This window comes from Cyanobium sp. Tous-M-B4, from assembly GCF_024345395.1.
GTDB lineage: Bacteria > Cyanobacteriota > Cyanobacteriia > PCC-6307 > Cyanobiaceae > Cyanobium_A.
The window spans coordinates 194,834-210,040 of sequence record NZ_JAGQBA010000005.1; the positions used below are offsets into that span (position 1 = coordinate 194,834).

8 protein-coding genes and 1 pseudogene are annotated in these 15,207 nt (G+C 57.8%); 5 read left to right on the forward strand and 4 right to left on the reverse strand.

Annotated elements, in window-relative coordinates:
• Nucleotides 1–735 precede the first annotated feature (735 nt).
• Nucleotides 736–2,351: pseudogene (locus KBY73_RS11245) on the reverse strand (IS3 family transposase).
• Here KBY73_RS11245 and KBY73_RS11255 point away from each other — a divergent pair.
• The 5 genes from KBY73_RS11255 (at nucleotide 2,326) to KBY73_RS11275 (ending at nucleotide 10,882) form a co-directional block, all read left to right on the forward strand.
• Nucleotides 2,326–2,865 (forward strand): class I SAM-dependent methyltransferase, encoded by a 540-nt coding sequence (locus KBY73_RS11255; protein WP_254937186.1) that lies wholly within the window; start codon nucleotides 2,326–2,328, stop codon nucleotides 2,863–2,865. The pseudogene KBY73_RS11245 and the gene KBY73_RS11255 sit on opposite strands and share 26 nt — an antisense overlap.
• Nucleotides 2,866–3,296: 431 nt before the next feature.
• Nucleotides 3,297–4,826, forward strand: coding sequence for an ATP-binding protein (locus tag KBY73_RS11260; RefSeq protein WP_254937187.1), 1,530 nt, complete (start codon nucleotides 3,297–3,299; stop codon nucleotides 4,824–4,826).
• Between the two features lie 7 nt (nucleotides 4,827–4,833).
• The gene (locus KBY73_RS11265; protein ID WP_254937188.1) at nucleotides 4,834–7,776 is read left to right on the forward strand and encodes a Z1 domain-containing protein; all 2,943 of its coding nucleotides are present in this window, start codon (nucleotides 4,834–4,836) and stop codon (nucleotides 7,774–7,776) included.
• 5 nt (nucleotides 7,777–7,781) lie between these two features.
• Nucleotides 7,782–8,786, forward strand: coding sequence for a PD-(D/E)XK motif protein (locus KBY73_RS11270; protein WP_254937189.1), 1,005 nt, complete (start codon nucleotides 7,782–7,784; stop codon nucleotides 8,784–8,786).
• Nucleotides 8,783–10,882, forward strand: a complete 2,100-nt coding sequence (locus KBY73_RS11275) for an AIPR family protein (RefSeq protein ID WP_254937190.1) — start codon at nucleotides 8,783–8,785, stop codon at nucleotides 10,880–10,882. Before KBY73_RS11270 ends, KBY73_RS11275 begins: the two co-directional genes overlap by 4 nt.
• 547 nt (nucleotides 10,883–11,429) lie before the next feature.
• Here KBY73_RS11275 and KBY73_RS11280 read toward each other — a convergent pair.
• From KBY73_RS11280 to KBY73_RS11290, 3 genes are read right to left on the reverse strand one after another with little or no spacing between them, the layout of a single operon-like run.
• The gene (locus KBY73_RS11280; RefSeq protein ID WP_254937191.1) at nucleotides 11,430–13,457 is read right to left on the reverse strand and encodes a DNA cytosine methyltransferase; all 2,028 of its coding nucleotides are present in this window, start codon (nucleotides 13,455–13,457) and stop codon (nucleotides 11,430–11,432) included.
• Nucleotides 13,457–14,173: a DUF6339 family protein gene (locus tag KBY73_RS11285; RefSeq protein ID WP_254937192.1), complete on the reverse strand. Its 717-nt coding sequence runs from the start codon at nucleotides 14,171–14,173 to the stop codon at nucleotides 13,457–13,459. The genes KBY73_RS11280 and KBY73_RS11285 overlap by 1 nt, the downstream gene beginning before the upstream one ends.
• Nucleotides 14,170–15,207, reverse strand: coding sequence for a hypothetical protein (locus tag KBY73_RS11290; RefSeq protein WP_254937193.1), 1,038 nt, complete (start codon nucleotides 15,205–15,207; stop codon nucleotides 14,170–14,172). The genes KBY73_RS11285 and KBY73_RS11290 overlap by 4 nt, the downstream gene beginning before the upstream one ends.

Consider the following 15,207-nt stretch of genomic DNA (forward strand, 5'->3'; position numbering starts at 1 on the left):
TCATCGGAATGACCTGGAAGCTCATGAGCCCGATCTTTCTGTAGTGGCCAAAAGCATTGCTGACGATTTGGGTTCCGAGGACATCGCCTGAATATTCAGGGTGTACCCCCAGAATTCCTCAGCACCTGCGGCAGCACACAAACGATGCAACCTGGCCTTGCACCGGTGATGAATTGTGGTGGCACCTAAGAGCAGGAGTTCATCGCCCAGATCTTCCTGCTGGCCGAACGTTGGCTTTGGGTCCTGCGCTGCCTGGCTAACAGCAGAGAGAGCAATACGCCAGGTATGCCTACCGCTCATTTCATCCCCGGGCTGCATAACCCAGGTCTGGATCACAACCGAGAAGGTCAAGCCTTGAGCATCTCTTCTCCCAAACGTGATCTCCATTCCTTTCCTGTCAGGCCCAAGACAGGTCATGCGTGAACCCACAGACACCCGACAGGCAGACCTTGGTGTGAGCAGGTGACCCCCGCAACCGGTGCTAAGGCGCCCCCCACGGGTCGCCTTTTGAATGCTGTGCTGCTGAGATCCGCACCATGGCCGCATCGAACTGGAACCAGCGCTATCTAGAGGGCAGTGATCGCTGGGAGCTGGGCAAGCCCGCGCCGCCTCTAGATACCTTTCTGCGCACTGAGCGCCGAGCACCCCAACCACCGGGTCGGGTGTTGGTGCCCGGCTGCGCCCGGGGCCATGAGGCGGTGACTTTCAGGAAAGTTGTCACTCCTTGGCTGCCACTCAGGCGGCCTGAACCAAGGGTAACTCCAGGGCCAGTTCGTGCTCTTCCAGTGGCTTGTTTATCCACACTTCTGCCGGTTGACTCCAGCAACGGGTGGCACCGCTCCAGCGCGTTGGATTGGCACGGCGGGCGGCCTCGTAGACATCAGTGCGCTGCTGGCAAATTGCCTTGGCAGCTCCACTGTGGCGCTGGTGGGGCGTCACGAATTTGATCGCGCTGTGGTGGTGCCGGTGGTTGTACCAATCAACGAACGACACCACCCACTGGCAGGCCTCGCCCTTGCTGGCAAAGGGCCGGCTCGGGTAATCAGGCCGGTATTTGACCGTACGGAACAGGGATTCCGAGTACGGGTTGTCGTTGGAGACCCTTGGCCGGGAGAAGGATCTGAGCACGCCCATCTCCTCGAGCCGTGATTCCAGCGTGGCCCCACGCATTGCATTGCCGTTGTCGGCGTGCAGGACCAGGGGTGGCTGGTGGCACTGGCGGCTGCCAAAGCCGCTGGGGCGGCGGTAGCGCTCCTTGAGGCAGGCACGCTGCACCAGATCCGCTGCGATCTGAGCCGACTCCACCTCGGCCACATCCCAGGCCACCACTTTGCGGCTCCAGACGTCGACCACCAAATAGAGGTAGAGCCACACACCCCGCACCGTGGTCGGCAGGAAGCTGATGTCCCAGCTCCACACCTGGTTTGGGCCATCCGCCCTGAGGCGCGGCACCGAGCGCGGCTCCTGAGGCAGCCTGGCCCTCCCCCGGCGGTGGCACTGACCCGCCTGGTGCAGCACCCGATAGAAGCTGCTCTCTGAGCCAATAAACAGCTTTTGATCGGCCAGTACCGGCACGATCTGCCCTGGCGGCAGCGAGGCGTACTCCGGCTGGTTGCAGGTCAGCAGTATTCGCTGGCGTTCTTCCTCGCTCAGGCGGTGACCCACCAGGCGAGCACTGCCTTTACGGCGATCCACGCCGTCCCCATCACCCAGGAAGGCCTTTCGCCAGCGTTTGAGGGTGCGCAGGCAAATGCCGATCACACCGCAGGCCCTCAACAGGCCGGCGCCCGCAGCATTGGCCTCGCCGATTAACTCGATCACCTTCCTCCGGTGCACGGCGCTGGTCAGCCTTCCTCGTCCTCCGAACAGAAGGCATCCCACTTTTTTTGCAGCACCAGCAAAGCCGCCATTTCCGCCATGGCCTTCTCCTTGCGCTGCAACTCCTTTCTGAGGGCCTTGATCTCCCGCTGGTCCTGGGCGCGGAGCTTCTCGAGGTCCTTATGTTCGACCATCGTCAGCACCGGCTTGGCGTTGGCATCCTGGGCCGCCTGCCGCCAACGGCTTACCTGCTCCGGGAACAGGCCCCGCTCGCGGCAGTAGGCGCTGAGCTCGGTGGCGTTGAGGCCAGAGCTCTCCAGTACAACCGTGAACTTGTCGGCAGCGCTCCAGCCCTCTGGTTCCTTCTCGGATGACGGCACCACCTCTCCCTGCAACCGCCAGGCCTTTCTCCAGTTGTAGAGGGTGGCGAGGTGAATGCCCAGCTCTTCTGAGATCCGGGCCACGCTCTGCCTGTGCGGCGGGCTCATCCGCCTCCTCACATCAGCCTTGACGGCCTCGCTGTATCGACGCATTAGTCATGTCCTCAAGCCCCCGGATGTACTGATCAGAGGGGTGACAACTTTCCTGAAACCGGGGGAGGCGGCCTTGCTCGCCGATCTCGGCTACGAGGTGATCGGGCTGGACTTCAGCTGTGAGGCCATTGAGCGCGCCCAGGCGGTGCATGGTTCTGATCGCACCCAGCTGCGCTGGCTGCAGGCTGATCTCTTCGATGGGGCGGCACTGGCGGCAGCCGGCAACAGCACCGGCAGCCTGCAGGGCGTGCTGGAGCACACCTGCTTCTGCGCGATTGATCCCGCCCAGCGCGAGGCCTATCTCGACACCGTGGCGCGGTTGCTAGTCCCCGGGGGCTGGTTGCTGGGTCTGTTCTGGTGCCACCAGCGCCCGGATGGTCCCCCTTGGGGAAGCGACTCGGCGCTGTTGGCGCAGCAGCTGGCGGCAGCCGGATTCCGCCAGGAACTCTGGGAGCCAGCGCAGGGCTCAGCCCCAGAGCGCGACAACGAGTGGCTGGGGCTCTGGCGGCACTGAGTACCTGAACCAACAGACCCTGCACACCAAAGTCGGAGGAATAGCACTCATGCTGCTAAACGAGAACCCTGAGGTTTAAGGGAGCAAGGATCGTGAGCAGCCGGCAGGAGAAAAAAGGGGGGGGAGAGTGATGGACCTAGCGCGTAACAGGACTCAGTCAATGTATGGGGGGGAACTGCTAGCGGTTCCCATTGGCGGCTTTCTGACGCAGAATATGCAAAGTTGCCAGATGAGCTCCCTGATTTTGACCCAACTGCTGCTGGCGATACAGCTATGACAGATAGCACTCAAGACTATCCGCCTATTGTCTGGCCACGCAGCGAGCGGGTTGGCAGTACTCGATGCGTATCTAACGACTTCACCTCCTTCAAACAAGGCTCGAGACTTTCGCCTTGAGCTGCTGAAACTAACGCTATCAATGCAAAATGCATATGAAGTCTATCGGCAAACAAGACAACTATGAGGAAGTAGCGCCAGAAGCGTCAGCAATGATAGAATCAATGCGGGCGTATGGTTATACGCTTGCTACCGCAATTGCCGACGTTATCGATAACAGCATTGCGGCGGGAGCTAAGTCCGTCTGGCTCGAGGCTCGTTGGGCGGGCCGGGATTCATGGTTCACCATCGCTGACGATGGAGTCGGGATGAGCGAGACGGAGCTGCGAGATGCAATGCGACTCGGCAGCAAAAACCCTCGCCTTGAGCGTGACCCAGTTGACCTCGGGCGCTTTGGCTTGGGATTGAAAACCGCAAGCTTGAGTCAGTGTCGCCGTCTCACCGTTTTTTCTAGGCAGAATGGGTCATCGATCCAAGTCCGGCGCTGGGACCTTGACCACCTCGCCAGAGCTGAAGTGGCGGGTTGGCAATTGCTTTGCACACCACATCACGACTCAAAGGCAGATGTCTCGCAGATTGACAAGCAGCCGTCGGGCACGATCGTTCTTTGGGAGGTGCTTGACCGGATCGTCCAAGACGCTGACTCTGGAAACGAACGCGTCCGCTCTCACTTTTTACGAGTGGTCGCTGAAGTCGAACAGCACCTTTCCATGGTTTTTCACCGCTACCTGGATGCACCCCGGCCCCGACTTCAAATCGTGCTCAACGGCAACGAGGTCGAACCATGGGATCCGTTTCTGGAGGCACATCGAGCAACCCAAACGACCCCAGAGGAATTCATCCACCTCCCTGGCCACGCCCTGAATATCTCAGTTCGTGGTTATGTTTTGCCCCATAAAGACAAGCTCAGTGCCGAGGCCTCCAAGAAGGCATCGGGGCCTGAAGGCTGGAATGCACAGCAGGGCTTCTATCTTTATCGCAACGAACGGCTGATCGTCGCGGGTAGTTGGCTTGGCCTTGGCGGATTGCGCCCTTGGACGAAGGAAGAGCACTACAAGCTCGCCAGGATCCGGCTCGACATCCCAAACTCCATGGACCACCTATGGCACCTCGATGTGAAAAAGGCTCACGCAACACCGCCACCGCAGATTCGGGAGCGTTTGACTGGGCTCGCCCAGGGAGTTCGCGAGAGTGCACGGTCTGTGTTCGCGCATCGTGGGCGGTACGGAACTCGAACCAGGAAGGAGGAGATCCATCGTCCATGGAAGCCGGACAAGCGCGGTGGACGTGTCATTTACAAGATCGATCGATCCCATCCGGTGGTACGTGCGGTCCTAGCCGAGGCCGGCACCAAGAGTCCTGGACTCGAGGCGATGCTCCGAATCATCGAGGAAACGGTGCCAGTTCAGCAGATCTGGTTGGACGTTACCGAAAGCCCTCAGGACGTGGCAGCACCGTTTCATGGTGCACAATCGAATGAACGACGCATTGTTATATCAACTGCCTACGACGCTGTTCGCAGAAACCTTGGGCTGACCCACGAAAAGACTGTTGAGCGGCTGAGTTCCTGGGAGGAATTCTCTGACGACGAAACCCTGGCCATTCTGGCTTCACTCAAGAGTTGACCGCCCCATGAACCAGAAGAACTACGAAGCAGTCCGGTCGATGGTCAGAATTCGCCTCGACCTCGAGCTCGGGGATGACGACACATCTCTACTAGAGGGGCGTATCTCTCAAATGGTGCACGAAGTCGCAAACATGCTCGGTGTCACCGATATTGATATCGGGGTCCTGATTGCGGAGTTGGAGAGCTCTTATCAGACGCTGATCGGTGTGGAGCGTGCTCTCGTCTCCGAAGGAGACGGCTGGGCTCCCTGGCTCAATAAGCGGAAGGCCGAGGTGGACTGGATTTTCTGGGACCGATACCAAGAGTATCTTCGCAACGAAAAGTCCTGGCCCAAGCTGACGGTTGAGCGACTCGACCAGGCTACGGATAAGGTCTTGGGCTACATCTCGAACCCCGAGGTTAAGGGTGCATGGGATCGGCGCGGGATGGTGGTGGGTCACGTTCAATCAGGCAAGACGAGCAACTACGTCGGCCTGATTTGCAAGGCTGCTGATGCTGGCTACAAGGTTATTGTCGTGCTGGCTGGCTTCCACAAGAGCCTGCGAAGCCAGACCCAGATACGCCTAGAAGAGGGTTTCCTCGGTTACGACCGAGGAGCGACTATGAACGACCCCGATGGACGTAGAGTTTCTGTAGGCGTAGGCAACGCCAGGCTCTATGGATCGAGCCGAAGGAATGCCGACTCCATCACAACACGCGCCGATGATGGCGACTTCAAGCGAACGCTGGCGAAGAACTTCGCAATTAACCCTGGCTCAAATCCACTTCTCTTCGTAGTCAAGAAGAACGCTTCTGTCCTGAAAAACCTACTGGATTGGGTCTGTTGGGTTGCGCAGGACAAAGATGACGAGGGACGCCCTTATATCAAGGGTGTCCCTCTGCTCGTAATCGATGATGAGGCCGATCAGGGGTCGATCGATACGCGGGCAGGTGCCTTTGATGAAGTCGGCAAGCCGGATCCTGACCATGACCCCACGGTCCTCAACAAGCGCATTCGCCAGCTCCTCCACACCTTCGACCAAAGCGCCTACGTCGGGTACACAGCGACGCCATTCGCCAACATCCTGATCCATGAGCAGGAGCAGACCAGCGACGAGGGTGAAGGCTTGTTTCCCCGCAGCTTCATCGTCTCTCTGCCAACTGCCTCGAACTACGTCGGACCCTCATTGATCTTCGGTCTCTCGAACTCTGATGGAGATGAGGCGGAAGCGCTTCCAATTCTTCGAGAGGTTCGTGACCACGCAAACAGCCTTGATCTTGATGAGAAGGAGGGATGGATTCCACCGAAACATAACAAGGCGTTCAATCCCCGGTGCGATGGAAAAGCCTCGATACCAGAAAGCATGAGAAATGCGATTCGGACATTCGTCATTGTTTGTGCAGTTCGAGCTCTGCGTGGGGATGAAACAGCGCACAACACCATGCTCATCCATGTGACTCGGTTCACTGCTGTCCAGAACATCGTCGTTCAGCAGGTGCAATCTGAGATTACAGACACCCAGCGCCGTCTCCGCCTTGGTGATGAAGGATCTCAGATCCCAGTGCTTAATGAGTTCCTCTGCCTCTGGGAGCAGGATTTCCTGCCGACTATGGCAAAGCTGAAAGATCGCGGGCTGGCGGCTGACTGCGCGCCAGTGTCTTGGGAGCAGCTGGAGAAACAGTTGGTCAGTGCAGCGCTCTCGATCGAGGTGCGAGAGATCAATGGATCTGCTGGAGATGTTTTGGACTATCTCAGGCACGACTCCGGCCTAAATGTCATTGCGGTGGGAGGGGACAAACTCTCACGGGGCCTAACCCTAGAAGGCCTGTCCGTAAGCTATTTCCTTCGCGCATCACGGATGTATGACACGCTCATGCAGATGGGCAGATGGTTCGGATATCGCCCAAGGTTCCTCGACTTATGCCGTCTTTATACCACTCGGGACATGATGGTCTGGTTTGGACACATCGCAGAAGCGAGTGAAGCATTACGCGAGGATTTTGATCGGATGGCTGCGAGTGGAGGTACGCCACGAGACTTCGGACACCGAGTGCAGTCGCACCCACTCATGCTGGTGACCTCGGCGGTGAAAATGCGGAATGGAACAAGCATCGAACTCTCATTCGAGGGAGACATCAGCGAGACGGTCAACTTTTGGCGTAAAGAGTCCCAGCTGTCACGCAACTGGGGCGCAGCGATCAACCTCATTGCGGTTGCCGAAGGGAACGGAGCTGTCGCCTCTCGAGGGACACCCATCGCTAAGTTGGCAGGGTCGTGGGTATGGCCAAACGTGTCACCCACAGCAATCCTGGGATTCCTAACTGACTACCGAGAGCATGAGGCGTCGAAGAAGGTGAAGACAAAGCTGCTTGAGGACTATATCCGAATGGAGAATGCCGTAGGCCGACTAACTGAATGGACAGTGTTTGTTGCCTCGGGAACCTCGGAAGTTGAGTGCACTCTGGGTGGAGCGACTTTTAGCCTTGTCGGACGTGCATGGCACGCCGACGAGACTGACAAACCAGCTCTTCAAAAGGCGAATCACTATCGAATCCGCCGTCTTATCAGTCCGGCAGATGAGGCAGCGGACCTCAGCAAACCGCAGTGGGATGAAGCACTTAAGACCGCTATTCGAGAATGGGACAATAACCCAGATCCAGAGAAGAAGAAGGGCAAGCGCCCCACTCGACCGAGCGGGACGGCCATTCGGCAGATTCGCGACCCCAAACGTGGGCTACTCCTTCTCTATCCTCTCGACCCGAACGATGAAGATGGAAAGTTACCGGAATCGGCATACCGCTACACCGACAAGGTTGAGGCGAACGCACGGAAGGCTCCGGTTCTCGGCTTCGGAATTAGCTTCCCCTGTGTTACCTCCGATAAAGCGTCGAAGGTAAAGTATGTCGTTAATAACGTCTACTGGGAGCAGGAGTTTGGTGCTTCGGGTGATTACGGTATTGACGAATGAAGATATTGTTCGCAACCTGGGATCGTCTCGCGATCAGTGGTGAGAGTGGTGATGGTTTTGTCCGGTTGCGATTGCCGGAAGTGCGGGCCGCAGCTACCTACGCAGCAAAGTCAGTCGCTGAAGGCCTAGAAGCCATTCTCATGGAGGTAGAAACACAGGCACTCTCTGCCCAAAACGACTACCCAGAGGGTCATGGATTCTGTGTCCATGCACACATGCTGGAACCCGGGCGCGCTGGACGCACGCGGCTCATAGTTACTTTGACCGATGGCCGGTACAGAGATATTTTTTATGCTTTGGCAGAGGATGTGGTAACGAAGCTGGCTGAGGTCAACACTGAAAATGAGGCCGTTAGCATTTTTATCACCCGACTGTCTCGCTGGCAGTCATTCATGCGAAAGCACGGTGCGGCAGGCCTCTCCTTGGAGGCTCGCCGAGGTTTGATTGGGGAGTTATTCCTTATGCGTAATCATCTGTTGGATCGCTGCAGTCAAGACGTTGTCATCGCCTCATGGAAGGGTTGCAAGGGTGCCAATCATGACTTTCAGTTTTATCACGGCAGCATTGAGGTGAAGTCAACAAGTTCGAACACACCTCATGCCTTCCACGTATCGAACATAAATCAGCTGGATTCCCCAGGCCAGGGTCAACTCTTTGTCTTCTTAGTACTACTTGAGGAGTCAGAATCGGGTGAAGCCTCCCTGCCGGATGTGGTTGACTCCTTGCAAGATCTATTCGAAGGATCTGCTCTTGACACATTTGAAGAAGGCTTAATAGAGGCGGGCTATACCGAAGCTCAAAGGGAGATTTACTTGAGTCCGCGTTACACTATTAGGCGTGAGTACTTCTACCGAGTAGACGATTCCTTTCCTCGCTTGCGCGAGAATGTGCTGCCGTCTGGGGTGGAGGAAGTAAAGTACCAAGTCGCCATCTCCGCTTGCGTCGAATTCGAAGTGCTCTCATCCGAAACCCTTGATACCGTGCTCGGACCGCGAGGAGAAGCAGAATGAGCGGAACAGATATTGGATTTGAGGAATACCTCTCCACACTGTCGTCTCGTGTCTCAAACCAAGCAATTGAGGCGGCAACAGGCATCGATGATGTCGGTGTTGTCGCGTTCCGAGAAGAGGCTTTCACAGAAGTGGTACTTGCCACACTGGAGGACCTTGGCCAGCTTGCCGACACGCAGAACTGCTACTTCGACCGGCGACTTGGCAGAGGGATCGCGAAAGTTAATGCTTGGGGGCTGGACGAGGAGAATGGTCAGGTCACCCTAGTAACCACCATCTTTCGCGGTCTGGGGACTCCAGCCAGCATTACCCGAACCGAACTCAACCAGGCCATTGATCGCGCCCTCCGGGTCTTCAGCGAGGCCTGTCGAGATTGGTTCTCCGAAATGGAGCCTGCCTCTGACGCATTCGACATGATGCAGCGTCTCCACGAGGTTCATGATCAAGTCGACCGCGTCCGGATTGTGGTCATCGGGGATGGCATTGCAGCGGACATCGGCAATCTAGATATCGGGAATGATTCTCTCCAAGTCCAAGCAGACATCTGGGACCTGCGCCGGCTCTTCCGCGCTGACTCATCAGGGCGCGCGTACGAACCCATCGAGATCGACCTTGTTCAATGGCTCGGACAGCCTTTGCCGTGTATCGCCTCGCCGGAGTCTGAAGCAGGCTTTGACGTCTATCTAGCCATACTCCCCGGGAACCTTCTTCATCAGCTATATCACGAGTTCGGCGCTCGCCTTTTGGAGCTCAACGTTCGTTCGTTCCTCCAAGCCCGCGGCAAGGTTAATCGCGGCATCCGGGACACCCTCAAGGACGAACCCTCTGCATTCATCGCCTACAACAACGGCATATCCGCTACAGCAGAATGGGTTGAGACAGCTAGCAGTGGGGCAGGTCTCGCCATCACGAAGCTCCGAGGCCTGCAGGTCGTCAACGGCGGCCAAACTGTTGCCTCCATTCACCGAGCCAAGGACCGAGACAAGATCGACTTGTCGGACGTCTACGTCCAAGCCAAGCTCACGGTGGTCAGGCCCGAGCAGGTGGAGACATTGGTTCCACTTATCAGTCGCTACGCGAATACTCAGAACCGTGTGAACGAGGCCGATTTCTCAGCGAATCACCCCTTCCATGTGAAATTGCAGCAGCTTGCGCTCACAGTATGGGTACCAGGAGAGCAAAGTCGTTGGTTCTATGAGCGCGCACGCGGCCAGTACGAGGTCGCGCAGCAACGGGAAGGCAGCACACAGGCGCAGCTCACCCGATTCAAGAAGGCCAACCCACCGAACCAGCGGTTCGACAAGGTGAGTCACGCCAAGTACAACAACACTTGGGATCTTCTGCCCCACATCGTAAGCAGAGGCGGGCAGAAGAACTTTGTGGCATTTATGCAACAGTTGAGCAAGGAGCACGGTGCTCGCTGGGAACCTGATTCTGCGTACTACCGTGATTCGATCGCAAAGGCCATCATCTTCAAGCATGCCGAGCGACTAGCCCGTCAGCACAAATTCCCTGGTTACCGTGCTAACGCTATCGCATATACAGTTGCCCTTGTGTCGTACAGGACCGCAGGTCGGATCAACCTCGATCATATCTGGGACGAGCAGCTGCTGTCCCAGGCTCTCGCCGATACTCTCGATAGCTGGATGACGCAAATCTACGACGCGTTCGTCGAGTCAGCTGCGGGGAGAAATGTGACGGAGTGGTGCAAGAAGGAAGATTGCTGGCGGCATCTGCAGACCCTTGACCTCGCGGTATCGGCCGAGCTGGAAGCAGAACTTGCGGAGGGTCAGGCGCTGCCCGAGCTGCCGACGGGCGGCAGCAAGAGTACGGCCTCTCTCACCACCCAAGACCGTGAAAATATAGCGAGAGTGATGCAAATCTCGGCAGAAGAATGGGTTCACATCTCCGGCTGGGGGTCGCGCACAGGCACTTTGCAGCCCTGGCAATGCGGTATCGCCACAACACTCGCAAGCTACGCGGCTGGTAGTTGGGCGAGGATTCCTTCGGACAAGCAGTCCAAGCATGGTGTGAAAATTCTTGCTCAAGCAGACCAAGAGGGTGGACGGATCGGTTCGGAGGAAGATTCTTTATAGAATGGGGATATTGACATGGCCCGTTGATGGATAAGTGGTTGATTTCCCCGCTAATCCAAGTGCCGGCCACGATGTAAGCTCATAGCAACTTACTCATGTGTCTAATAAAAGTTAGCTTGAAGAGCAAATCTCCCTCGGATAGCCACTAAGCGGATACGCAATATTGCGGCCGTCTGGAGCCAATACACGACTCTGAACTAAGCTTCGCAGCCTGTTACGTCGTCTCGGGTGCCGGTACAGGCTTCTAAACGTGATCTGCATGACTCATCTGAGGTTCTACTGGCGCAGCATTCTGCGGTGCTGTTAGTGCATGGGTGTTGCACAGACCATCATCCTGGCTGCCGCTTCACAACCAACCGAGGGTCCCGGACAGATTTCTGGGAAAAGAAATTCAAGCTGTACATGGATCGCGACAAGCGCCATCCACAGCAACTCTTGAACATGGACTGGATGGTGAGGGTCGAGTGTGAGCGCGATCTCAGTGTTATGCCTTCAGTGACGGCACAGCTTGCGCAGATAAGGAGACTCGGTGGGAATAAACAACAGATCAGATAGAGAGCTGAAGCCCTTGCGCACAGAGGCCTGCACGATGGAGGGGGCAGGAACGTTCATCCGTCTCACGCGCTCCCTCGCAGACAGGTTGCGGTCCGCACCAGCGATCCGCCACAGCGACAGCCGAGCGGTAGATCCGGCCATCCGGATCCCCACCAAGCATCACTCCGAGGTTCAGCTCCCTAAGCTGCCGGGATTTCTCAGCCTCGAGCTCCGGAAGATTCCTCACTCGGGCCACGAGTCGACCGAGAGCCGTGTTGCAGCTGCGATCAGCCGTAATCCCTACCATGGCCAGACACTGCCTGATGCGATCACGTCCCACGCCGGATAGGGAGTCATTGCGAACCCATTGACTCCAAGGCAGCTCATCCTTGAGCTGAATCGCTACCCCCTCCAGAAGGTTTTCGAGGCCCTCGAAACTCAAGCTTCGCAATGTGCGGCGCCGGTTCAGGTCATTGAGAAACACCTCATGATCAGGCCAGCGTGTTATCAGTTGAGGCCAAAATGTCTGATGGCGATGAAGAGGCAACCGGCTCACAAGGAACTCCCCGAGAAATGCCCTCCAGGCCTTGAGGGAATCAGATAGATCCACCCCTTTCTCCCTCTGGCGCGCCCACGGCAAAAGGGAGTCACCACCCTCCTCGCGATACCAACGCAGTAGCTCATCTCTGACTGCTTTGGGATCCGACCATTCCTCGTGCGGATCACCGTCGAGCACGGCCTCGAGGAGAGACCTGCCTAGCGCTGCACCCACCAGGGGAGCCACAGCTTCTCCGACCTGGTGGAACCGGTTGGAGGGAGTGCCATGGAAGAGGAAACCATCCGGGAATGACTGCACCCGGGCGGCTTCACGGATAGAGAGAGTGCGGTTCTGCTTTGGGTGGATGTACCAGTAACCATCCTTGGACATGTGGGCCGTGACGGTGAGGCACGGCTCGTCGGTCTTGAGGATGTTGTATTTATTGCTGAAGCTGTATTCCCTTGTATCAGTCTCGGTGGATGTGGGCACCGATCTTTTGGTGACGGAATACCGACGCTGCTCATCATCGAGCTCGTGATATCGGAGCCCCGTCTTGCGCATCAGTTGGAAGGTCTCGAGATCATCACCACGCACCTTGCGTGTGATGTGATCTGGCAGCTCGTGCTTGGTCACGGGTAGCCAGCTGCGCATGAGAGCTTGGTAGGGCGTGAGTGGTCCTGCGTAGGCGCCGTTCTCGCTCCATTGCTCCCACCAGTCCCCGACCAGCGGAGGCAGATCCGAGATGGCATGGTCTAGGGGAACAGCCTGTTCCAAAGATGAGCAGTCAGGCTCCGGCCATTGCAGGGGAGCCGCATACCCGATCCGAGTACCGGCGATAAAGAGTCGTGGCCGGAGCTGAGGTACCCCGTATTCCCAAGCATGGACGATCCGGGCATGCACGCGATAGCCGGAGGCTTCAGCCCTGCTGACGATTCCACGGAAGACCTCCTGATCGCCCGTTTGGGCGATGTCAGGCACGTTCTCCATCAGAAAGGAGCGCGGCATCACTTCCTCGACCACAGTGAGGAAGGACTCCCAGAGTTCTCGGCGACCTTCATTCAGCTGACGGTGTTGATCGATGACGCCCTCGTCATGCTTTCGCCATCGGATGTTGCGTGAGAACGGCTGGCAGGGAGGTCCACCGGCGACGAGGGCGATTTCACCGCAGCCATTGAGCGTGCGGCTGATCTCCTCGAGTACATCAGGGCTGCTTAGATCACACTGGTGGGAGCACCCTGCGAAGTGATGCCTGTGGGTGGCGATTGAATCAGGCCTGATGTCGCAGGCCAGGATCACCTCAAAGCCGGCACGGTGAAGCCCCAGGCTCAGGCCCCCCGCACCGGAGAAGAGATCGACCGCCAGAGGCTTCGAAGGATCAAGAGATCTGGCATGCCGTGGCAGATCGCCGATCGCACAGCTGAGCGGATGAGGATCCAGCCTCTGATCCGGTCCCTTTAAGGCCTTGAGGCGATGCGGGTCGTTGCCCACGAGGCTGCGCACCATCAGCCGACGCCCTCCTCAAATCCTTGGCGAACCAGTTCAGTGATCTCGTCTTCCTCGAGCAGGTCGAGGCACAGCGACCCACCCAGTGCATTCAGCCGCCTGACTCCGGCCCGGACCTTTAGGTCTGGGAGATCGGCGAGCTCTCGCGTGAGCACACGGTTCACCGGTGGCAGCAGTCCGTACTCACGGTCACTTACGCCGAGATGGAGTTCCTGACTGCTGAACAGGCGACGGACGAGGTCATACTCCTCACCCTGCGCCCCGATCAGGCGTTCGGCGGCGAAGAAGAGCCGGGCGAAGGTATTACGGCCTTGGCCGTTGATCGAAGGCGTGCCCAGGAATCGTCCGGCAGGCACAGGTCGGTGGCCCTGCCCCTTGAGAAAACCCTCCTCGGGATCAGCCGGAGGGAGACCTCGCCATCGACGCCAGACCAGCTCTGGATACCGGACAACACAGAACCAGTGCCAGACACGCATATCGGTGGTGATCTCCTCAGGGAGATGCCTGAGGCATCGATGCAACGGCTCCACTAAGTCGGCATCTATTGCTGAATCGCCCGCTCCCCTGCTGTTGAGATCACTGATCAGGGCATCGAGTTCGGCTAGGTCAACATCTTGATCAACCGGTAGGACGGAAATCTTGTCCGGATGGCGCAGTGCCTCAATCAGGCCTGATTCACTCAGGAAAGCGCTAAGCCTGAAGAGACGCTGTGTCATGCCGCCTTGACCTCCCCGACCTGAGTAAGTGAATCGGCCTCATCCCCAGGCTGGATCTGCTGTGCATCGGCCATGGCTTCGGCGAGCTGGACCAGCTTCGTCTCCTCCTGAATGAGCGCAGGCAACTTCATCAACAGCCGGCTGAAGCCCCCCGCTGATCTCAGCTCGGCCGCCACGAGCAGCAGTGCTGCATGTAGGGGGACATCGGCATCGACCATTCCCGCAGCGAAGAGACCCAGCAGGCGTACCTGCCACCCACTGAGCGAATCGATTGCCTCTTGAGTGCTCAAGGCTGCGTCCTCCTCCAGCGTCCGCTGCAGGTGATGCAGAACATCAGCAACGAGAAGAGGCCAGACGCTTGAGCAGATGGTGATAAACAACGCATCGCGCTGGAGAGCCCCGCCGGTGCGGCGTCGTGAGCGACTCATCAACAGACGTCTCAGCGGTGCGGCGACATCCGCGTTGAGTTCGAGTGTCGGGGGTTCACCCGGTTGAAGCCTCCATAGCTGATGACTGCGGCCGGAGGAAAAGCTCTCCCAGCGCAACTTGAAGATGGCCTCTTCAGTTGTGGATCGGCTCGTGAAACGAACCACATGGATCCTGCTGCGACCCACGATCTGTCCTTTACGGCCGGCCAGTCCGTCCTGAGCTTCCAATGCAGCCCGAGTACGGACGAGCAGAGCTTCGGCCCTGATCTCCTCGCCATCGAGGAGAGAGTTGTAGCTGATCTCGGCGAACCACAAGCCGAAGCCATCCGGTTCTAGGGGAACGAGCAGACGTCGCCCGGTGGAACGGCTTATCAACCGACAGAAGAAGCCTGCAGGGGGCAAGTCCTGCTCATCGGCGGGGAAGCTGTCTTCCCAGCCCCAAGGAGGTGTCAGCAGGATCTCGAGCCTTACTTCGCTGAGATCACCGCGGAAACGGAAAGTGACCGCATTGCTGACTTCCTGAATCACCTCCTCGGCAATGCTCTCCGGGGCAGTGACGCGGAAGGCACCATCAAGATCGACCGTCTTCCAGGGAAGGAATTCCAT